This window comes from Bartonella rattaustraliani AUST/NH4 (assembly GCF_000312565.1).
GTDB lineage: Bacteria > Pseudomonadota > Alphaproteobacteria > Rhizobiales > Rhizobiaceae > Bartonella > Bartonella rattaustraliani.
Window position 1 is genome coordinate 1 of the sequence record NZ_CALW02000026.1, and the last position, 15,334, is coordinate 15,334.

11 protein-coding genes and 2 pseudogenes are annotated in these 15,334 nt (G+C 39.8%); 3 read left to right on the forward strand and 10 right to left on the reverse strand.

Annotation, left to right across the window (positions count from 1 at the left end; all coding sequences use genetic code 11):
- Window positions 1-242 precede the first annotated feature (242 nt).
- The 5 genes and pseudogenes from BN67_RS03930 to tkt all read right to left on the reverse strand — a co-directional run bounded on the left by BN67_RS03930 (window position 243) and on the right by tkt (window position 7,875).
- Entirely contained in the window at window positions 243-1,277 is a 1,035-nt protein-coding gene (locus BN67_RS03930) for a class I fructose-bisphosphate aldolase (RefSeq protein WP_019222838.1), read from the reverse strand.
- Window positions 1,278-1,397: 120 nt separating this feature from the next.
- Window positions 1,398-2,591 (reverse strand): phosphoglycerate kinase, encoded by a 1,194-nt coding sequence (locus tag BN67_RS03935; protein WP_019222839.1) that lies wholly within the window; start codon window positions 2,589-2,591, stop codon window positions 1,398-1,400.
- 411 nt (window positions 2,592-3,002) lie between these two features.
- Window positions 3,003-4,010, reverse strand: coding sequence for a type I glyceraldehyde-3-phosphate dehydrogenase (gap, locus tag BN67_RS03945; RefSeq protein ID WP_019222840.1), 1,008 nt, complete (start codon window positions 4,008-4,010; stop codon window positions 3,003-3,005).
- A 1,515-nt stretch (window positions 4,011-5,525) separates the two neighbouring features.
- Window positions 5,526-5,778: pseudogene (locus BN67_RS14100) on the reverse strand (transketolase); the annotation flags it as partial.
- A gap of 90 nt (window positions 5,779-5,868) precedes the next feature.
- Complete coding sequence (gene tkt / locus BN67_RS03965; RefSeq protein ID WP_019222842.1) at window positions 5,869-7,875, reverse strand: transketolase; 2,007 nt, start codon at window positions 7,873-7,875, stop codon at window positions 5,869-5,871.
- 339 nt (window positions 7,876-8,214) lie between these two features.
- On the opposite strand from tkt, the gene BN67_RS03970 reads away from it, so the two are divergent.
- A complete protein-coding gene (locus tag BN67_RS03970; RefSeq protein ID WP_019222843.1) occupies window positions 8,215-8,490 on the forward strand; it encodes a DUF4164 domain-containing protein in 276 nt (91 codons plus the stop codon).
- A 12-nt stretch (window positions 8,491-8,502) separates the two neighbouring features.
- Entirely contained in the window at window positions 8,503-8,922 is a 420-nt protein-coding gene (locus BN67_RS03975; protein ID WP_019222844.1) for a cell division protein ZapA, read from the forward strand.
- Between the two features lie 56 nt (window positions 8,923-8,978).
- Here BN67_RS03975 and BN67_RS03980 read toward each other — a convergent pair.
- The 3 genes and pseudogenes from BN67_RS03980 to BN67_RS12605 all read right to left on the reverse strand — a co-directional run.
- Window positions 8,979-9,233, reverse strand: a pseudogene (locus BN67_RS03980) (pyruvate kinase alpha/beta domain-containing protein); the annotation flags it as partial.
- The gene (gene pyk / locus BN67_RS03985) at window positions 9,230-10,666 is read right to left on the reverse strand and encodes a pyruvate kinase (protein WP_019222846.1); all 1,437 of its coding nucleotides are present in this window, start codon (window positions 10,664-10,666) and stop codon (window positions 9,230-9,232) included. The pseudogene BN67_RS03980 and the gene pyk, both read right to left, overlap by 4 nt.
- Window positions 10,663-11,166 carry a DUF1036 domain-containing protein gene (locus tag BN67_RS12605; RefSeq protein ID WP_156791627.1) on the reverse strand — a complete coding sequence of 168 codons (504 nt, stop codon included), beginning with the start codon at window positions 11,164-11,166 and terminating at the stop codon, window positions 10,663-10,665. The genes pyk and BN67_RS12605 overlap by 4 nt, the downstream gene beginning before the upstream one ends.
- 242 nt (window positions 11,167-11,408) lie before the next feature.
- On the opposite strand from BN67_RS12605, the gene BN67_RS03995 reads away from it, so the two are divergent.
- A complete protein-coding gene (locus BN67_RS03995) occupies window positions 11,409-11,669 on the forward strand; it encodes a DUF2312 domain-containing protein (RefSeq protein ID WP_019222849.1) in 261 nt (86 codons plus the stop codon).
- Between the two features lie 2,425 nt (window positions 11,670-14,094).
- Here BN67_RS03995 and BN67_RS04015 read toward each other — a convergent pair.
- Together BN67_RS04015 and BN67_RS14440 are read right to left on the reverse strand one after the other, a co-directional pair.
- Window positions 14,095-14,871 carry a hypothetical protein gene (locus BN67_RS04015; protein WP_019222853.1) on the reverse strand — a complete coding sequence of 259 codons (777 nt, stop codon included), beginning with the start codon at window positions 14,869-14,871 and terminating at the stop codon, window positions 14,095-14,097.
- A 102-nt stretch (window positions 14,872-14,973) separates the two neighbouring features.
- Window positions 14,974-15,334, reverse strand: a 361-nt coding sequence (locus BN67_RS14440; protein ID WP_019222854.1) for a hypothetical protein, incomplete at its 5' end; no start/stop codon positions are given.

A 15,334-nucleotide genomic window follows, 5' to 3' on the forward strand; every position in this document is an offset into this window, starting at 1 on the left:
GGAAACTTTTTCATCAATCACCGCATTACCATGTCGGATTTTAAAATCATACCCTTCAAAACAACATACGCTTCAAACAACCACCACCGTATTTAAGACAACGCAAAAGCAGTGATTCTCGGCGAAACAGTGCATATAACTTATAAACACAACGCACATAATTTATACACGCTGCGTATGTAATCTCTCAACACGGTGCTTTCTCTTCTTTAAGCATGAGACTTTTCTTGATCTTTTATCTCTTACAAGTCTTTTGTTTCCTCCAGATCTTTTGTCCATTGCCCCAAAGCAGCCAAATGGTTCATGCGTGCACGGTGACAAAAAGCCTTTTGTGCAGCAGCAATATTTTCATCTTTTCCAGCCCACGCCTTTAAGGCAGCGGCTTGCAACGCTCGTCCATAAGAAAAGGTCAATTTCCAAGGAAAAGTGCCCAAAGCATTCATGGCCGATAAATGCGCCGTTGCCTCCTCGTCAGACTGTCCTCCAGAAAGAAAGGCAATTCCTGGAACCGTAGCAGGAACAGTCTGTTTGAGAACCTGAACGGTTTTTTCAGCCACCACTTCCACAGACGCGCTGCGGGCATCTTTTCCATCAATCACCATATTGGGTTTTAAAATCATACCCTCCAAAAAAACACGCGCCTCAAACAATTCTTTAAACACGCTGCTTAACACAGCTTGTGTCACCTCAAAACAACGCGCAATTGAATGCCCCCGTGATGACCCGTCCATCAACACCTCTGGTTCAACAATCGGTACAATACCTGATTCCTGACATAAAGCCGCATAACGTGCAAGAGCTTGTGCATTTTGGCTGATAGCGCCTCTTGTGGGAAGAGCCTGTGCATCAATCGCAATGACCGCGCGCCATTTCGCAAAACGTGCACCCAAAGCATAATATTCTTTTAAACGCTCACGAAGCCCATCTAATCCTTCTGTAATTGTTTCTTGAGGAAAAGCAGCCAATGATTTAGCACCGGTATCGACTTTAATACCTAGCAAAGCCCCCGCCTCACGAATAAGGTCGGTTAACATTTTGCCTGTCGATGCTTTTTGACGAATGGTTTCATCAAATAAGATGACACCAGAAATAGCATTTTCCATAGCTTCTCTTGCCGTAAAAAGCATTTCGCGATAGGCACGACGCGTCTCTTCATGCGATTCCACACCAATGCTTTCAAAACGCTTTCCAATTGTCGCAGTACTTTCATCTGCTGCCAAAATGCCCTTACCGCCATGTACCAAAGTAAGTGCTATCTCTTCAAGACATTCCTTCATAAAAAATTCCTCTTTATTCTCTCTTAACTTCTAAAAGCAAACCACACGGGACCAGCCATAACCTATAGAACCTATGACCATACACGTTTTTCTTTAAACTTTCCCTTCAAATAAAGCCTTTTAAACCTCCATGAGGGCAAGAATACCGGGAAGAGCTTTGCCTTCCATCCATTCTAAAAAAGCACCTCCTGCTGTTGAAAGATATGTAAAATCATTAGCAACACCCGCATGGTTGAGCGCAAAAACCGTATCTCCCCCTCCAGCAATGGAGACCAATTTTCCTGCCAAACTGCGTTCTGCTGCATAACGCGCAACTGCAATCGTTCCTTGATCAAAAGGGGGCATTTCAAAAACACCAAGAGGCCCATTCCACACCAAGGTAGCAACCTTATCAATCACGGCATTAATATGTGCAATGGAGCGTGTCCCGATATCGAGAATCATACCGCCCTCAGGGATATCTCCAATATCATAGAGACGATGCGGTGCATTTTTTTCAAAACGAAATCCCACGATTGCATCCACCGGAAGCAGAAGTGTACATTGGCATTTTTGCGCTTTTTCAATCACTTTTTTGATTGTGTCCATAAGCGTATATTCACACAGTGATTTTCCAACACGAACTCCTTGTGCTGCCAAAAAACTATTGGCCATGCCCCCACCAATCACTAAATAATCCACCTTTTCAACCAAATGATTGAGCACAAAAAGCTTCGTAGAAACCTTTGCGCCTCCAACAATTGCCATGACTGGACGCGTTGGGTTTTCAAGCCCCTTTTCTAAAGCCTGCAATTCTGCCTGCAAAGAACGTCCCGCATAAGAGGGCAATAAATATGTTATTCCCTCCACCGAAGCGTGGGCACGATGAGAGACTGAAAAAGCGTCATTCACATAGAGATCTCCATGGTGGGCTAAAGCTTCTGAAAAGGAACAATCATTCTTTTCTTCCCCTGGATGAAAGCGAACATTTTCAAGCAATAAAACATCACTGTTTTTCAATGCTTCAACCGCTATTTTCGCGGCAGTGCCGATACAATCAGATGCGAAAGCCACGGGTTGATTGATGATTTTTTCCAACACAGGCACAACGGGACGCAGCGAAAATTCCGGCTCTATCTGCCCTCTTGGACGACCACAATGAGAAAGAAGAATAAGCTTAGCACTGCGGCTTTGCAGTTCAACAAGTGTTTCTTTATGCCGTTTAAGACGCGTATCATCACACACCTTATCTTGCGTCATTGGAACATTAAAATCCACCCGTACAAGAACACGTTTTCCCGCAATATCAACATCATCAAGTGTCCGAAACTCCATCACTGCTCCCTCTTCACTTTCCGTTGTTTCAAATCAATATACCTACTCAACTTTTTCCTACGCAATCTTCTCTTCATCGTTCTAGTCAAAAGAACTTACTTACGTTCTCTTCATCGCCCCCCTTGATTTTTTTTGAACCTCCTCGCTGTTTTTTTTACTTCTGTCTCGTTCAAATTTTATTTTTATGCATCTTTCTGTTTTGCACCCCTCCATTTTATGGTTTTGCACAATGAGAAAAATTACTCCATATCCTCTCGCATAAAAACATCATAAAATGTATCATCCGACCACATCTTCTTTTCACAAATTGTCAATAATATTCACCACTGTTTTTTCAAAAAGAATATACAATCTGTCTCTTCATGGCGCAAAAATAATTTTTGTTGTAAAAAAAGAGCCATAAGGCCCCTTTTAGATTGTTTGAGCAAAAGCCACAGCCGTATCAGCCATGCGGTTTGAAAAACCCCACTCATTATCGTACCAAACGAGAACACGACAAAGCTTGCCGTCAATCACTTTTGTTTGATCATTATGGAAAATAGCTGAATGTGGATTATGATTAAGATCACAACTCACCAGCTTTTCCTCTGTTATGTCTAAAATACCCTTGAGTTCACCACATGCAGCCGTACCAATCGCCGTATTAATCTCTTCAACAGTTGTGGAACGCTTAGCAGTAAATGTCAAATCAACGACGGAAACATTGGGCGTTGGAACACGAATCGACACACCATCGAGCAATCCTTTTAATTCCGGCAAAACCAATCCCACCGCCTTTGCCGCTCCTGTTGAGGTCGGAATCATAGAAAGAGCCGCCGCACGTGCACGATAAAGGTCACGATGCATGGTATCCAACACAGGCTGATCGCCGGTATAAGAATGAATGGTTGTCATAAATCCGTTTTCAATGCCAACTGTGTTGTGCAAAACTTGGGCAACAGGCGCCAAGCAATTGGTTGTACAAGAAGCATTTGAAATGACCTGATGCTCTTTGCGCAAGGACTGATGATTAACCCCATAAACCACGGTAAGATCAGCACCTTCTGAAGGTGCAGAAATAAGAACACGCTTTGCTCCCGCCTCTAAATGCGCACTTGCTTTCTCACGTTCCGTAAAAATGCCGGTACATTCTAAAGCAACATCGATATCCAAAGCTTTCCAAGGCAACTGCGCTGGATCACGCTCTGCAAACACCTTGATCAAACCACTCCCAACATCAATAGCCTCACCAACAACCTTAACCTGACCTGGAAAACGTCCATGGACAGAATCATAGCGCAACAAATGCGCATTGGTCTCCACTGGGCCCAAATCATTAACAGCCACAACTTCAATATCTTGCCGCCCACTTTCCACAATGGCACGCAAAATATTGCGCCCAATACGACCAAACCCATTAATTGCAACGCGAACCGTCATCTCATATTTCCTTCATTCATCTTTTTTATAACACACCAAATTGATAGCATAACAAATGGGCATCTATTTACAATCACCCCAAATGGTTCACTGCCACAACTTCAATGCTTTGATCAATAACTTTTCACAAGTGCACACCAAAATTGCGTTTCAATGACCAAGCCCATTGATTACAATGTGAACAGTACTTTCCATATTTTTCTAATTTATCTCTATGGTGTAACAAAGAAGAATTTATTTCCAACAATCACAACCCATGAACCGCCACAAGCTTCCATAAATGTTCACAACTTCAATGCCTTACCACACTCTACAAATGCGCACCCAAACCACATTCCACAAGACAAAACGCATTGATTGCAATACAAACAACACTTTCCATATTTTCCTGATTTATTTCTATAGCGCAGTATATTGATTTATAAAAATAAGTCATCATGCAACATGTAACTGGAATCATAACCCCGAATACCCGTAAGTTTCTCCCCTTTCAAATCTATGCATGATGAAACAATTAAAATCATTCGCTTGCATGTCTCAAGCAGGGTTAGCGTGTGGGTAAAAACATTTTAAAAGAGAATAAAATGCCTCTTATAAACATCTTCAATACACGAACGATCACAACACCATAAGCGAACAAATAGAGTAATGAGACCGACTTGTTACTTTATGTAAGTAGTAACAAGGAAGGGTTTATTTCCAGAAATCACAAACCATGAACGCTACAATTTTCGATGAATTTTTACAGCTTTAAGGTTTTGATCAATCACTCTCCACAAGTGCGCACCAAACCACGTTCCATAAGATACAACCCATTGATGGCAGTACGAATAGCACTTTCCGTATTTTCCTTACTCATCTCCATAGTGCAACATATTGATTTATAAAAATAAGTCATCATACACCTGGAATCATAACGTCGAAGGTCATAAAATTCTCCTCTTTCACGCCTCTTTGATGTTGAATCAATTTTGTTCCTTGTACGCCGTAAGTGGGATTGGCGTGAGAGGTGAAACCCAAAAAGACCCGTAACAGGTTCTTTGTGAAACTTGAAAGGCACATTTTCTTAGAAAAATGCTTATTCATGCGCTAATACTGAGGAAGGTTTTCCGCTTTATCCTGAAGGATTTGTTGCGAAGTTAATTAGAGCGCACTTGATAAGCGTGAGATCGGAAGTTCAAGCCCTCTCAGGATTCCCATTATTTATTCATCAAGAAAACGCTTATAAAATTTGATTTGTAACGTTCGACGGAGTGCAGTTTGAAAAGACGTATTTGTCGTTTTTGATAGGATGTGGCAAAGGAGGCAAAATACCTCTCATAAACTGCCCTGCATGCAAGGGCTGCCACAATCTCATGAGCACGTAAATATTAAGCGCGCAAAGAGACTATAAGCTGGAAAAGAGGATGACAGTGCCGGTTTGTTGCAACAGCATAGATTGTCAATGTCATAGACTCTCAAAAGGAGTAAGAGTTCAGCTTGTGACAAACCCCATTGATAGTAACGCGAACAGTTTTTCGTCTCTTTCTTATGGAGCTTTCCAAGCTCTTTTTCAACGGTTGCAACCACATTCTCACAAATGATCCCGAAATGCGCATAAAGGGTCTCAATCGTTCCACTTGCCCCAAATCCATCCATAACGATAATACACCATTGTTCAACAACAGCTTCAATGGCAACTTTTAATAGGTGCGTCTCCAATGAGCGCCTGCTGATAAGAAAGATTGCTGTACCATGAGCTAGCAAAGAGAGTGACACTGCGGATTTGTTACAACAATATAAACGGTCAATGTCATAGACTCTCAAAAGGAGTAAGAGTTCGGCTTGTGACAAACCCCATTGATTGCAATGTAAATACTTATTTCGTATTTTCCTTATGGATTTTTCCAAGCTCTTTTTCAACGGTCGCAACCACATTCTCATAAGTGATCCCGAAATGCGCATAAAGGGTCTCAATCGTTCCACTTGCCCCAAATCCATCCATGCCGATAAACACACCATGACAACCAATAAAACGCTCCCACCCTTGTTCAACAGCAGCTTCAATGGCAACTTTAATCGGTGCATCTCCAATAAGCGCCTGCTGATAGGAAAGAGATTGCTGTGCAAAAAGCTCAAAACAAGGCACAGAAACCACACGCGTTGGGATACCCTTTTCTTCTAAGACAGCATGTGCTTTGGCTGCAATTTGCAATTCTGAACCGGAAGAAAACAATGTCACTTGTGCATCATCACTGGCTGTAAGCAATTCATAAGCCCCCAGCATACAAAGATTTTCTTCTTCATATTCTTGACGCAAAAGCGGTAGATTTTGCCGGCTCAAAGCCAAAGTAGAAGGTGTTTTGCGTGCCTTCAAAGCCAATTGCCAACACTCAACAGTTTCCATAGCATCAGCAGGACGAAAAACAAGATGATTGGGAAGCGCACGCAAAGAAGCAAGATGCTCCACAGGCTGGTGCGTAGGACCATCCTCGCCAAGACCAATAGAGTCATGGGTCATGACATAAATCACGCGCAATCCCATCAAAGAAGAAAGACGCATAGCAGGACGCATATAGTCAGAAAAGCATAAAAAAGTTCCCCCATAAGGAATAAAGCCCCCATAAAGAGCAAGGCCATTCATCACGGCTCCCATGGCATGTTCGCGAATACCATAATGCACATAACGCCCTGAAAAATCTTCAGCAGAAATACTTTTCATCTGACTACTTTTTGTATTATTAGATCCCGTTAGATCTGCAGAACCACCAATGGTTTCTGTAATGGTTGCATTGATCACTTCAAGAGCCATTTCAGAAGCTTTACGCGTAGCAACAAGAGGACACTCTTCAACGAGTTGTTGTTTATAAGCATCAAGCGCGCTATCAAACCCACCTACGAGATCGCCACGCATTAATCTTTCAAATTCTACGCGTTCTGACACAGAAAGTTTTGCTAATTTTTCTTCCCATTTTTGCCGCTTTTTGGCAGAATTAAGACCCGCCAAGCGCCAACCATCAAGGATTTCTGCAGGAATAACGAAAGGTTCAGCCTTCCAGCCTAAAGCAATACGGGTTTCAGCAATTTCTCGTGCACCTAAAGGTGCTCCATGGACTTTATTTGTTCCCGCTTTATTTGGGGCTCCAAAGCCAATTGTTGTTTTACACGCAATTAAAGTGGGTTTATCGGAACTTTGAGCGGTCTCGATAGCCTTTGCGATTGCGGCTTGATCATGACCATCAACTTTGTGTGTTTCCCAACCAGACGCTTTAAAACGTGCTATCTGATCTGTGCTGTCAGCAAGAGAAATTTCTCCATCGATCGAAATGTTATTATCGTCCCACAACACAATCAATTTATTGAGTTTTAAATGGCCCGCAAGAGAAATAGCTTCTTGGGAAAGACCTTCCATGAGACATCCATCACCAACCAACGCATAAGTGTAATGATTGATAAGATTGCCAAAACGCGCATTCTGTAAGCGTTCACCAAGCGCCATCCCCACAGCATTCGCCAACCCCTGCCCCAGTGGTCCCGTGGTTGTTTCGATTCCTGCAGCATGCCCATATTCAGGGTGCCCAGCAAGCTTTGATCCCAGTTGGCGAAAATTTTTAATATCTTCGAGAGAGATATCCTCATAACCGGAAAGATACAGTAAAGCATAAAGCAACATAGATCCATGCCCAGCCGATAATACAAAACGATCACGATTGGGCCAACAAGGTTTTTTAGGATCATGAGCGAGAAATTTTGTATAAAGAACAGTCGCAATATCTGCTGCTCCCATTGGCAAACCAGGATGACCAGAATTTGCTTTTTCAATTGCATCGATAGCAAGAAAACGGATAGCATTTGCCATCTGATTTTGTCGTTCAGTATTTGTCATGAATGATAGACCATTTATTAAACACGTGATTTTGTTGATTTTTCCTGTATTCTCTTCATTTGTGAGAAAAACTGTTTTCTTTAACCCTCATCAGCAAGAGGCTTTTGTATCACTTAAGTCACATTAATAACATTCCCCTCACGCATTCTTCATACATATAAATCATTTATGCCAATACTCTTTAAAAATCCAGCTTTTAATTCATATCTATTCTCTGCTTTTCTTGATAAAATATCCTACATATCTAAAAATAAATTTCACGCAAGAAAAGAAAAAAAGTGATTCGTTTTTGCATAAAGAACTGATAAAGGATACAATCATCCAAAGGGTATAAACATCATGGATCAAGAAACTACGGTTCTACCACACGCTTTAGAGCAACTGGACAAAGCGCTAAGAGCCTTAGAGATCACTATTATAAACCGTAACGCTGTTATTGATAAAAATAACGAATGGGAAGAAGAAATTCAACGAATGAACGCTGATCGTAGCCATCTTGCCCAAGCGCTTGACAAAGCCGAAGCACACGCTGAACGATTAGAGTCCGTAAACAAAGAAGTTTCGCAACGCTTAATAAAAGCGATGGAAATGATTCGTGTTATAATTGACAAATAAAGGTTTGAATGTATGGAAACTGTTTCCGTCACCATTGATGGTAAAGTTTATCGTATGGCTTGCGATAAAGGACAAGAACGCCATCTTATTGAGCTTGCAGAACAATTAGATCAATATATCGCACATCTTAAAACAAATTTTGGTGAAATCGGTGATCATCGTTTAGCGGTAATGGCGGGAATTATGGTTATCGATGAAATGGAAGAAATAAAACGAGAAAATAAAAAATTACAAGAAGACTACGAAGCTCTTTTACGACTCCACAACGAAAGAGATCGTACCATGGGGCAAATTATGCGCGATACCACCGAGCGGATTGAAAAGCTTACCAAGCAATTGCTCAAAGATGAGCAAATAAATGGTAATTTTCAGGAAAAGGAAGATCTCTATTTGCAGCAAAAAGATCTCTATTTGCAGCAAAAAGAAGATTGATAAATGAAATTCAAGAATTGCGTCAAGAATAAACAATATCCTCTTTAAAGCTGAAATCAAACAGCCTTTGTGCCCTCTGGGGCAACAGAAGCAATACGTAACAAATTGGTTGCATTAGGAGTGCCAAGTGGAACACCGAGCCTCACTAGGAAGGAATCGCCTTCTAAACAAAAACCTTCTCGAAAAACTATGGCGGCGGCACGATCAACCATATCTTCCAAATCGCGTGCATCTTCAGTCACCCCACAGTGAAGACCCCACACGAAACCAAACCGCCATGTCGTTTTCACAATGGGTGATAAAGCAATCAAACAGCCTTTGTGCCCTCTGGGGCAACAGAAGCAATACGTAACAAATTGGTTGCACCAGGGGTGCCAAGTGGAACACCGGCCGTCACAAGGAAGTGATCGCCTTCTAAACAAAAACCTTCTCGAAACGCTATGACGGCGGCACGATCAACCATATCTTCCAAATCGCGTGCATCTTCAGTCACCACACAGTGAAGACCCCACACTAAAGCCAACCGCCGTGCCGTTTTCACAATGGGTGATAAAGCAATAATAGGTCTATTGGGACGCTCACGAGAGGCGCGTATCCCTGTTGTTCCCGAAACCGTATAAGCAACAATAACAGCCAATTGAAGCGTTTCAGCAATCTGACGCGCTGCAAGAGAAATTGCATCTGTCCCTGTTGACTCCGGTTCCGGGTGCTGCGCACCAACCATTGCTGCATAAGTAGGATCTTGTTCAATTTGCTGAGCAATCCGGTCCATCATAAGCACTGCTTCTTCAGGATAACGACCAGAGGCAGATTCAGCAGACAACATGATAGCATCACTTCCAGCATAAACGGCTGTAGCAACATCAGAGACCTCGGCCCGGGTGGGAACCGAGGATGTGATCATGGATTCGAGCATTTGTGTCGCCACCACAACTGGCTTTCCAGCCAAACGACAAGATTTAATAAGTTCCATTTGAAGTGCAGGGATCTTCTCCAATGGCATTTCCACACCAAGATCGCCCCGTGCAATCATGATAGCATCGGAAACCTCAATAATCTTCTCTCTATGTTCCAGGGCTTGCGGTTTTTCGATTTTAGCCATCAAAGACACTTTGTTTTTTGTTAACCGACGCACAGCCATAATATCTTCTGGTCGCTGAACAAAAGAAAGTGCAACCCAATCAACAGGCTGCTCTAAAAGGATCTGAAGATCAGTTTTATCCTTTTGTGTCATGGAATCAAAGGGCAAAACCGTATCAGGAAAACTCACACCTTTTCGATCAGAAATATGGGTTCCATTCACCACACGACACGCAACAGAATGACCATCACACACTTCAGCACGCAGTTCGAGTTTTCCATCATCAATCAACAACCGATCCCCTGGTTTAACCGCGGCCAACATTGGCCCATGAGGAAAAAAAACACGCTGTGCATCGCCGGGCACATCACGGTCATCTAAGATAAATTTTTGCCCAACACGCAACTCTTCTTGACCCTTAGCAAAACGACCAACGCGCAATTTTGGTCCTTGTAAATCCACCAAAATACCAATGGGACGTTGAACAGTTTTTTCAACCCTCCGGATAAGTTTGACCAAATTACACATTGTTTCACGGTCCGTGTGGCTCATATTCAGACGAAAAACATCCGCCCCCGCCCTAAAAAGCTTTTCAATCATCTCTAAAGAAAAAGAAGAAGGACCAAGAGTCGCAATAATTTTGACCTTACGTGCACGTCTCACGGCAGATCCCCTCCAGAAAAAACAGGAGAATCTACATCCGAATCACCAAACAAAGATTCATCGGTCAATTGCACCATCCAGCTGGTTTGATTGCCGGTATCAATTTCTTTAAACTCGGCCTTTTGGTACCCTCGAGGAAAACAATCATGAACCCCTTGAATAGTAAACTGGCTATCTTGCACACACATCGTTACAGGTCCTGCCCAGTTTCCTTTTTTCTGTGCGCCTTCAGCATAAAAATAATAGAACCGTGAAGAAAGCGGCCCTTCAACCAAAGTTTTACACTCTGTCACCGGCACGATCCACCATCCTTCACTGACCCAACCTGAAAATGTAGGATAACCAAGAGCAACCCCAACAGACTGTTGTGTCATATTACAGACTCTAAAATCAGCCCTTGCACAAACAACAAACGAACATAAGAAAATAAGACTGAGAAAAAAAACCCTCAGCCCCTTTTGAGGCACCCGTTTTTGTTTCAACCACAAAACCTCCTTCATAACACAAACTGTTAAACCAAAGCATAGATTTCTTTATTTTCATTTAAAAATCTTTTAAATTGCTTAAAGAAACATTTTTGACTCTTATTGCCTTATTTATCAATGTATACACCCTAAAATTTTACAAAATGTTTAAAATCAGTTTGTAAAAGAGCGTACAGCTTGATTCTCTTTTTATTTTTAAGCTTTTTCAACAGAGGCTTAGATAAAAACAACACATAGACAGTCCGGAGAAAAATACAATGAATGACACAGTAACTGACCAAACTCATGCTATATCCGTCAACCAATTGCGTGCTTTTATTGAACGTATTGAACGGCTAGAAGAAGAGAAAAAAACCATTTCTGATGATATTAAAGATGTTTACGCTGAACTGAAAGGTTCTGGTTTTGATAGTAAAGCTGTTCGGAGCATTATACGGTTGCGGAAAAAAGAAGAGCATGAGCGCATGGAAGAAGAAGCCGTTATCGAACTTTATAAAAACGCACTTGGTATGAGTTAACACCGACACGCTTTCGTTTTGCTTGGCGTAAAACAAAAGCTCCAACCATGCTTTTGTTGGAATTTTTCTTTCCAGTGCGTTTTTTGGGCATTTCTTGATGTCAAAAACTGCAAAAAACAGCTCTGAATTAAAAGGAAAAATCCTATTAATCTCTTACAATGTCCTCAATAGATATCAATGCACGCGCTCTTTTTATGAATCTGATAAAAACGAACAGACACTGGCGATTGAATTATACTATTTATTTTTTTACACAATTTAATTTTTTGTGTTAACTAATTGAAATTATAACAATACAGTAACTGTGAAAATAACAGTTATGGATATAGATAAAATTTCACTTATAATAATTTTAAAAAATATTTAAATTATAACTCAATTCCAGCTTATAAAATATCAATTGATGTTTTTAAAAAAAGTCCTGTTTTTTATGTATAAGTTAAATACGAATACAATAAAAAATAAAAGTAATATTAGATTATTTAAAAATTTCTGAAGAAGATTTAAAAGATGAAAAAGTAGAAGAAAAAATTAGAAAAGATTTTTATTCCGATGAATGATTCTCGATTAGAAAAAACAAAAGAAATTATTTCAAAAATTGTTTTGGTTGAAGTTATGTTATTAATAGACATAAGTCCAGATGAAATGGATAAATTTCTTAAAAAGGAAATATCATAAGTAGAAAGATTAAAATTGAAATGTATAATTTATGAAAAATTGATAAATAAAATACGTTTCTTACAGAAAAACAAATTGAAGAATTAGATGATACAAATAAATTTATAACAATTTCCTGTGATTCACAACATGCTGATTTAACAGAAAAACAAGCATATGAACTAATGAATGATATGACATCTCATGTACTTTCTTCAGGAAAAAGCTCAAGTTTCAGCCATGTTCTTTAAAATAAGGTCAAACTCTTCATGAAAAACAAAGTGCCACACATTTGCAAATTCATGGGCTTGTTTTAAAGAAGCCTCTCTGGATGCTCCCAAGTCTTCGCAACGATGCCTATACCGTGCATACTCCCGTAAAGAACATACAGCTCTTGAACGCACCCACCTGATGCAAGTGACAAACCAGCACCCTCCCTTCAGCAGCGCATAATTTTGCGAAAACCCTCGCATGAAAACTGTAGAAGTATTTTCCCCCTCCTTAAACAATTTTATCTGCACGCCAACCTCACTTGTCACGTGTAAAAGAATAAATTGTTTAAACGTCAAGAGATTTAAAATGAGAGAAACGCACAATATTCAGGAACTGCATTAAAATAAAAAGATTCATTGCTCATTTTTTCATTAAATTTAGTAATTTTAATGGCAAAGTTTTCTTTTTTGTAGGAAACGCTTCGTTTTTGTGAGGTGCTTTTTATATAAAAATATAATAAATTCAATATGTTGTGAGAATTTATTTTATATGAATCCACACTTTTATACGTGATTCAATTGACCATTTTTTATCAACAATTACTATTTATGAACAAAGCATAAAAAGCAAATCATGATACAAATCTTATAACGCATATGAACATTCAAAAGCAGTAATCATTCATAACAATTTAATAATACGTTTTAATCATAAAATCGATAGTTACTATTAGGAGGCAATCGTTTGAATTATCCAATCAACATAATTGCATGTGTTTAAATCACATCTTAACAATTGAATTGCTTATGGCAGTAAAAGTTCTAAAAGAGGATTGAATGTTTGAAACTGTTTATAACGTTAAAAATTGTTAGCTCTAAAAAACAACGCCTCTAAAATTGGAGCGGTTAATTTTGCTAGCTAAAATTTGATAGGTGTGCCCAAATTTGGGCAGACTCCCTTTATAGTATAATTCTTCAAGCATTTTCTTAATATCACGCATAAGTGCCACTGAAATTACTCATCTCAAATTCGAGAGCGTTAAATTCTCAAACATTCTCTTGATATCACGACGAGGCATAGTTGAAATAAGCCGTTGTTTATTATCTTATGAGAGATTGGTTTCAAAACCAACACTTGCAAGCATAAAATCAAAAGAGCGAGTTTGTTACTAATTACACTTTACTCTTGATTGGATTGATAGAGACCTTACAAAACGTTTTGATTTATGAATAGGTTTCAATTTTGGAATGGAAGTGATTTCAATTGACGCTTTCAAATATGAGAGCGTTATCAGAATAGGTTTTATCGTAAACGCTGTATTCACAGTTTCTCTCTTCATATCAAATATAACAAGAATGCTTTCCTATTTAACATTTATGCTTTTTTGAATAACGTTTCATAATGACAATAGAGAGCTTGCAATATGATAGGTTTTGTATACAGGCATTTATTGTAAATTTGTATTTTTTATGCATTTCAATCTATAAAGCCGCGCTTTTAATCGACGCCGCTTTTTTAATAGGTTTATAAAATAAAAGGCGCCCCCCACGCCTCATTATTTATTGTTTTTAATATCAACAATCATCCGACCTTTATAAACCTCCTGATGATTTTTAATAGAGCTTATTTTGCTTTTTTTATCGAGAATGGCAGTGCCATAGACTTTACCCCAAACCTTAATCTTGTGGGAAATTTTCGCTCTATCATAAACAGAACCATAAATTTCAGCCGTGCCACTCACGCGAGCATGCCCATAGACCTCACCATAAATTTTCGCACGCTTAAAAACCATGGCATGCCCATAAACTTTCCCATAGTTACAAATATATGCAAAATCTGAAACCTGCGCATCACCATAAATCCTTGCATAACTACAAACCCAAGCGTTATAAAAAACGTGAGCATTGTCATAAACATGCGCCTCAACATCAATATGTGCATTGCCATAGACCTGGGCATTGTTATAAACATAGCCCATGACATAAGCATTGTCATAAACCCGTGCATTGTCATAAATTTTTGCGAATTGAGAAATTAACACCTTGCCATAAACAAAAGCATTGCCATAGACTTGCCCGCACACATGAGAATTATTGCGTACCCTTGCATTTTCGAAAACACGAGCATGGCTATAAGCACAGGCATCATCATAAAGCCAGCAATTACCTTCGTGAGAGAGATTGCTTTCCTTTTCAACAAAGCCGCCTAGATCACCAGCCTTGACATCACCAAAGTCTCTTAAAGCTTGAATACGATAAACGGTTGTCACTTCTTTAGTTATTTTCTTTTTAATGTGTTTAATTTCATTCGTGAGTATGTATTTTTTAAACATAATAAGTCCCTTCACAATTAATGTGTTTAAAAATTTGTTATGAAAATTCGTTTGAGAGAGAGGGCGCTCCCCCACGCCCGCGGTCATTATTCCAAAGTTATGTTATGACCATGCCGTATCATAAAGAAGTTCTAGATCACCAGAAAACCACGCCGTTCCAAAAATGAGAGCATCCCCACAAACTTTGGCATGCCCATAAATTTGTGCATATCCAAAAACCCACGCCTTACCAAAAACCTTGGCATTCTCATAAACCCGAGCATGATCGCAAATCTGGGCATCTTGATAAACACATGCCTCATCACCAACCCATGCATTGCCTTCATGAGAGAGATTTTCTTCCTTTTGAATAAAGCCTCCTAGGTCGCCAGCCTTGACATTATAAAAGTCCCTTAAAGCTTTAATGCGGTGTAAAGTGACACGGTTAACAACTTTAGTTTCATCAGTGAGTTCATATTTTTTA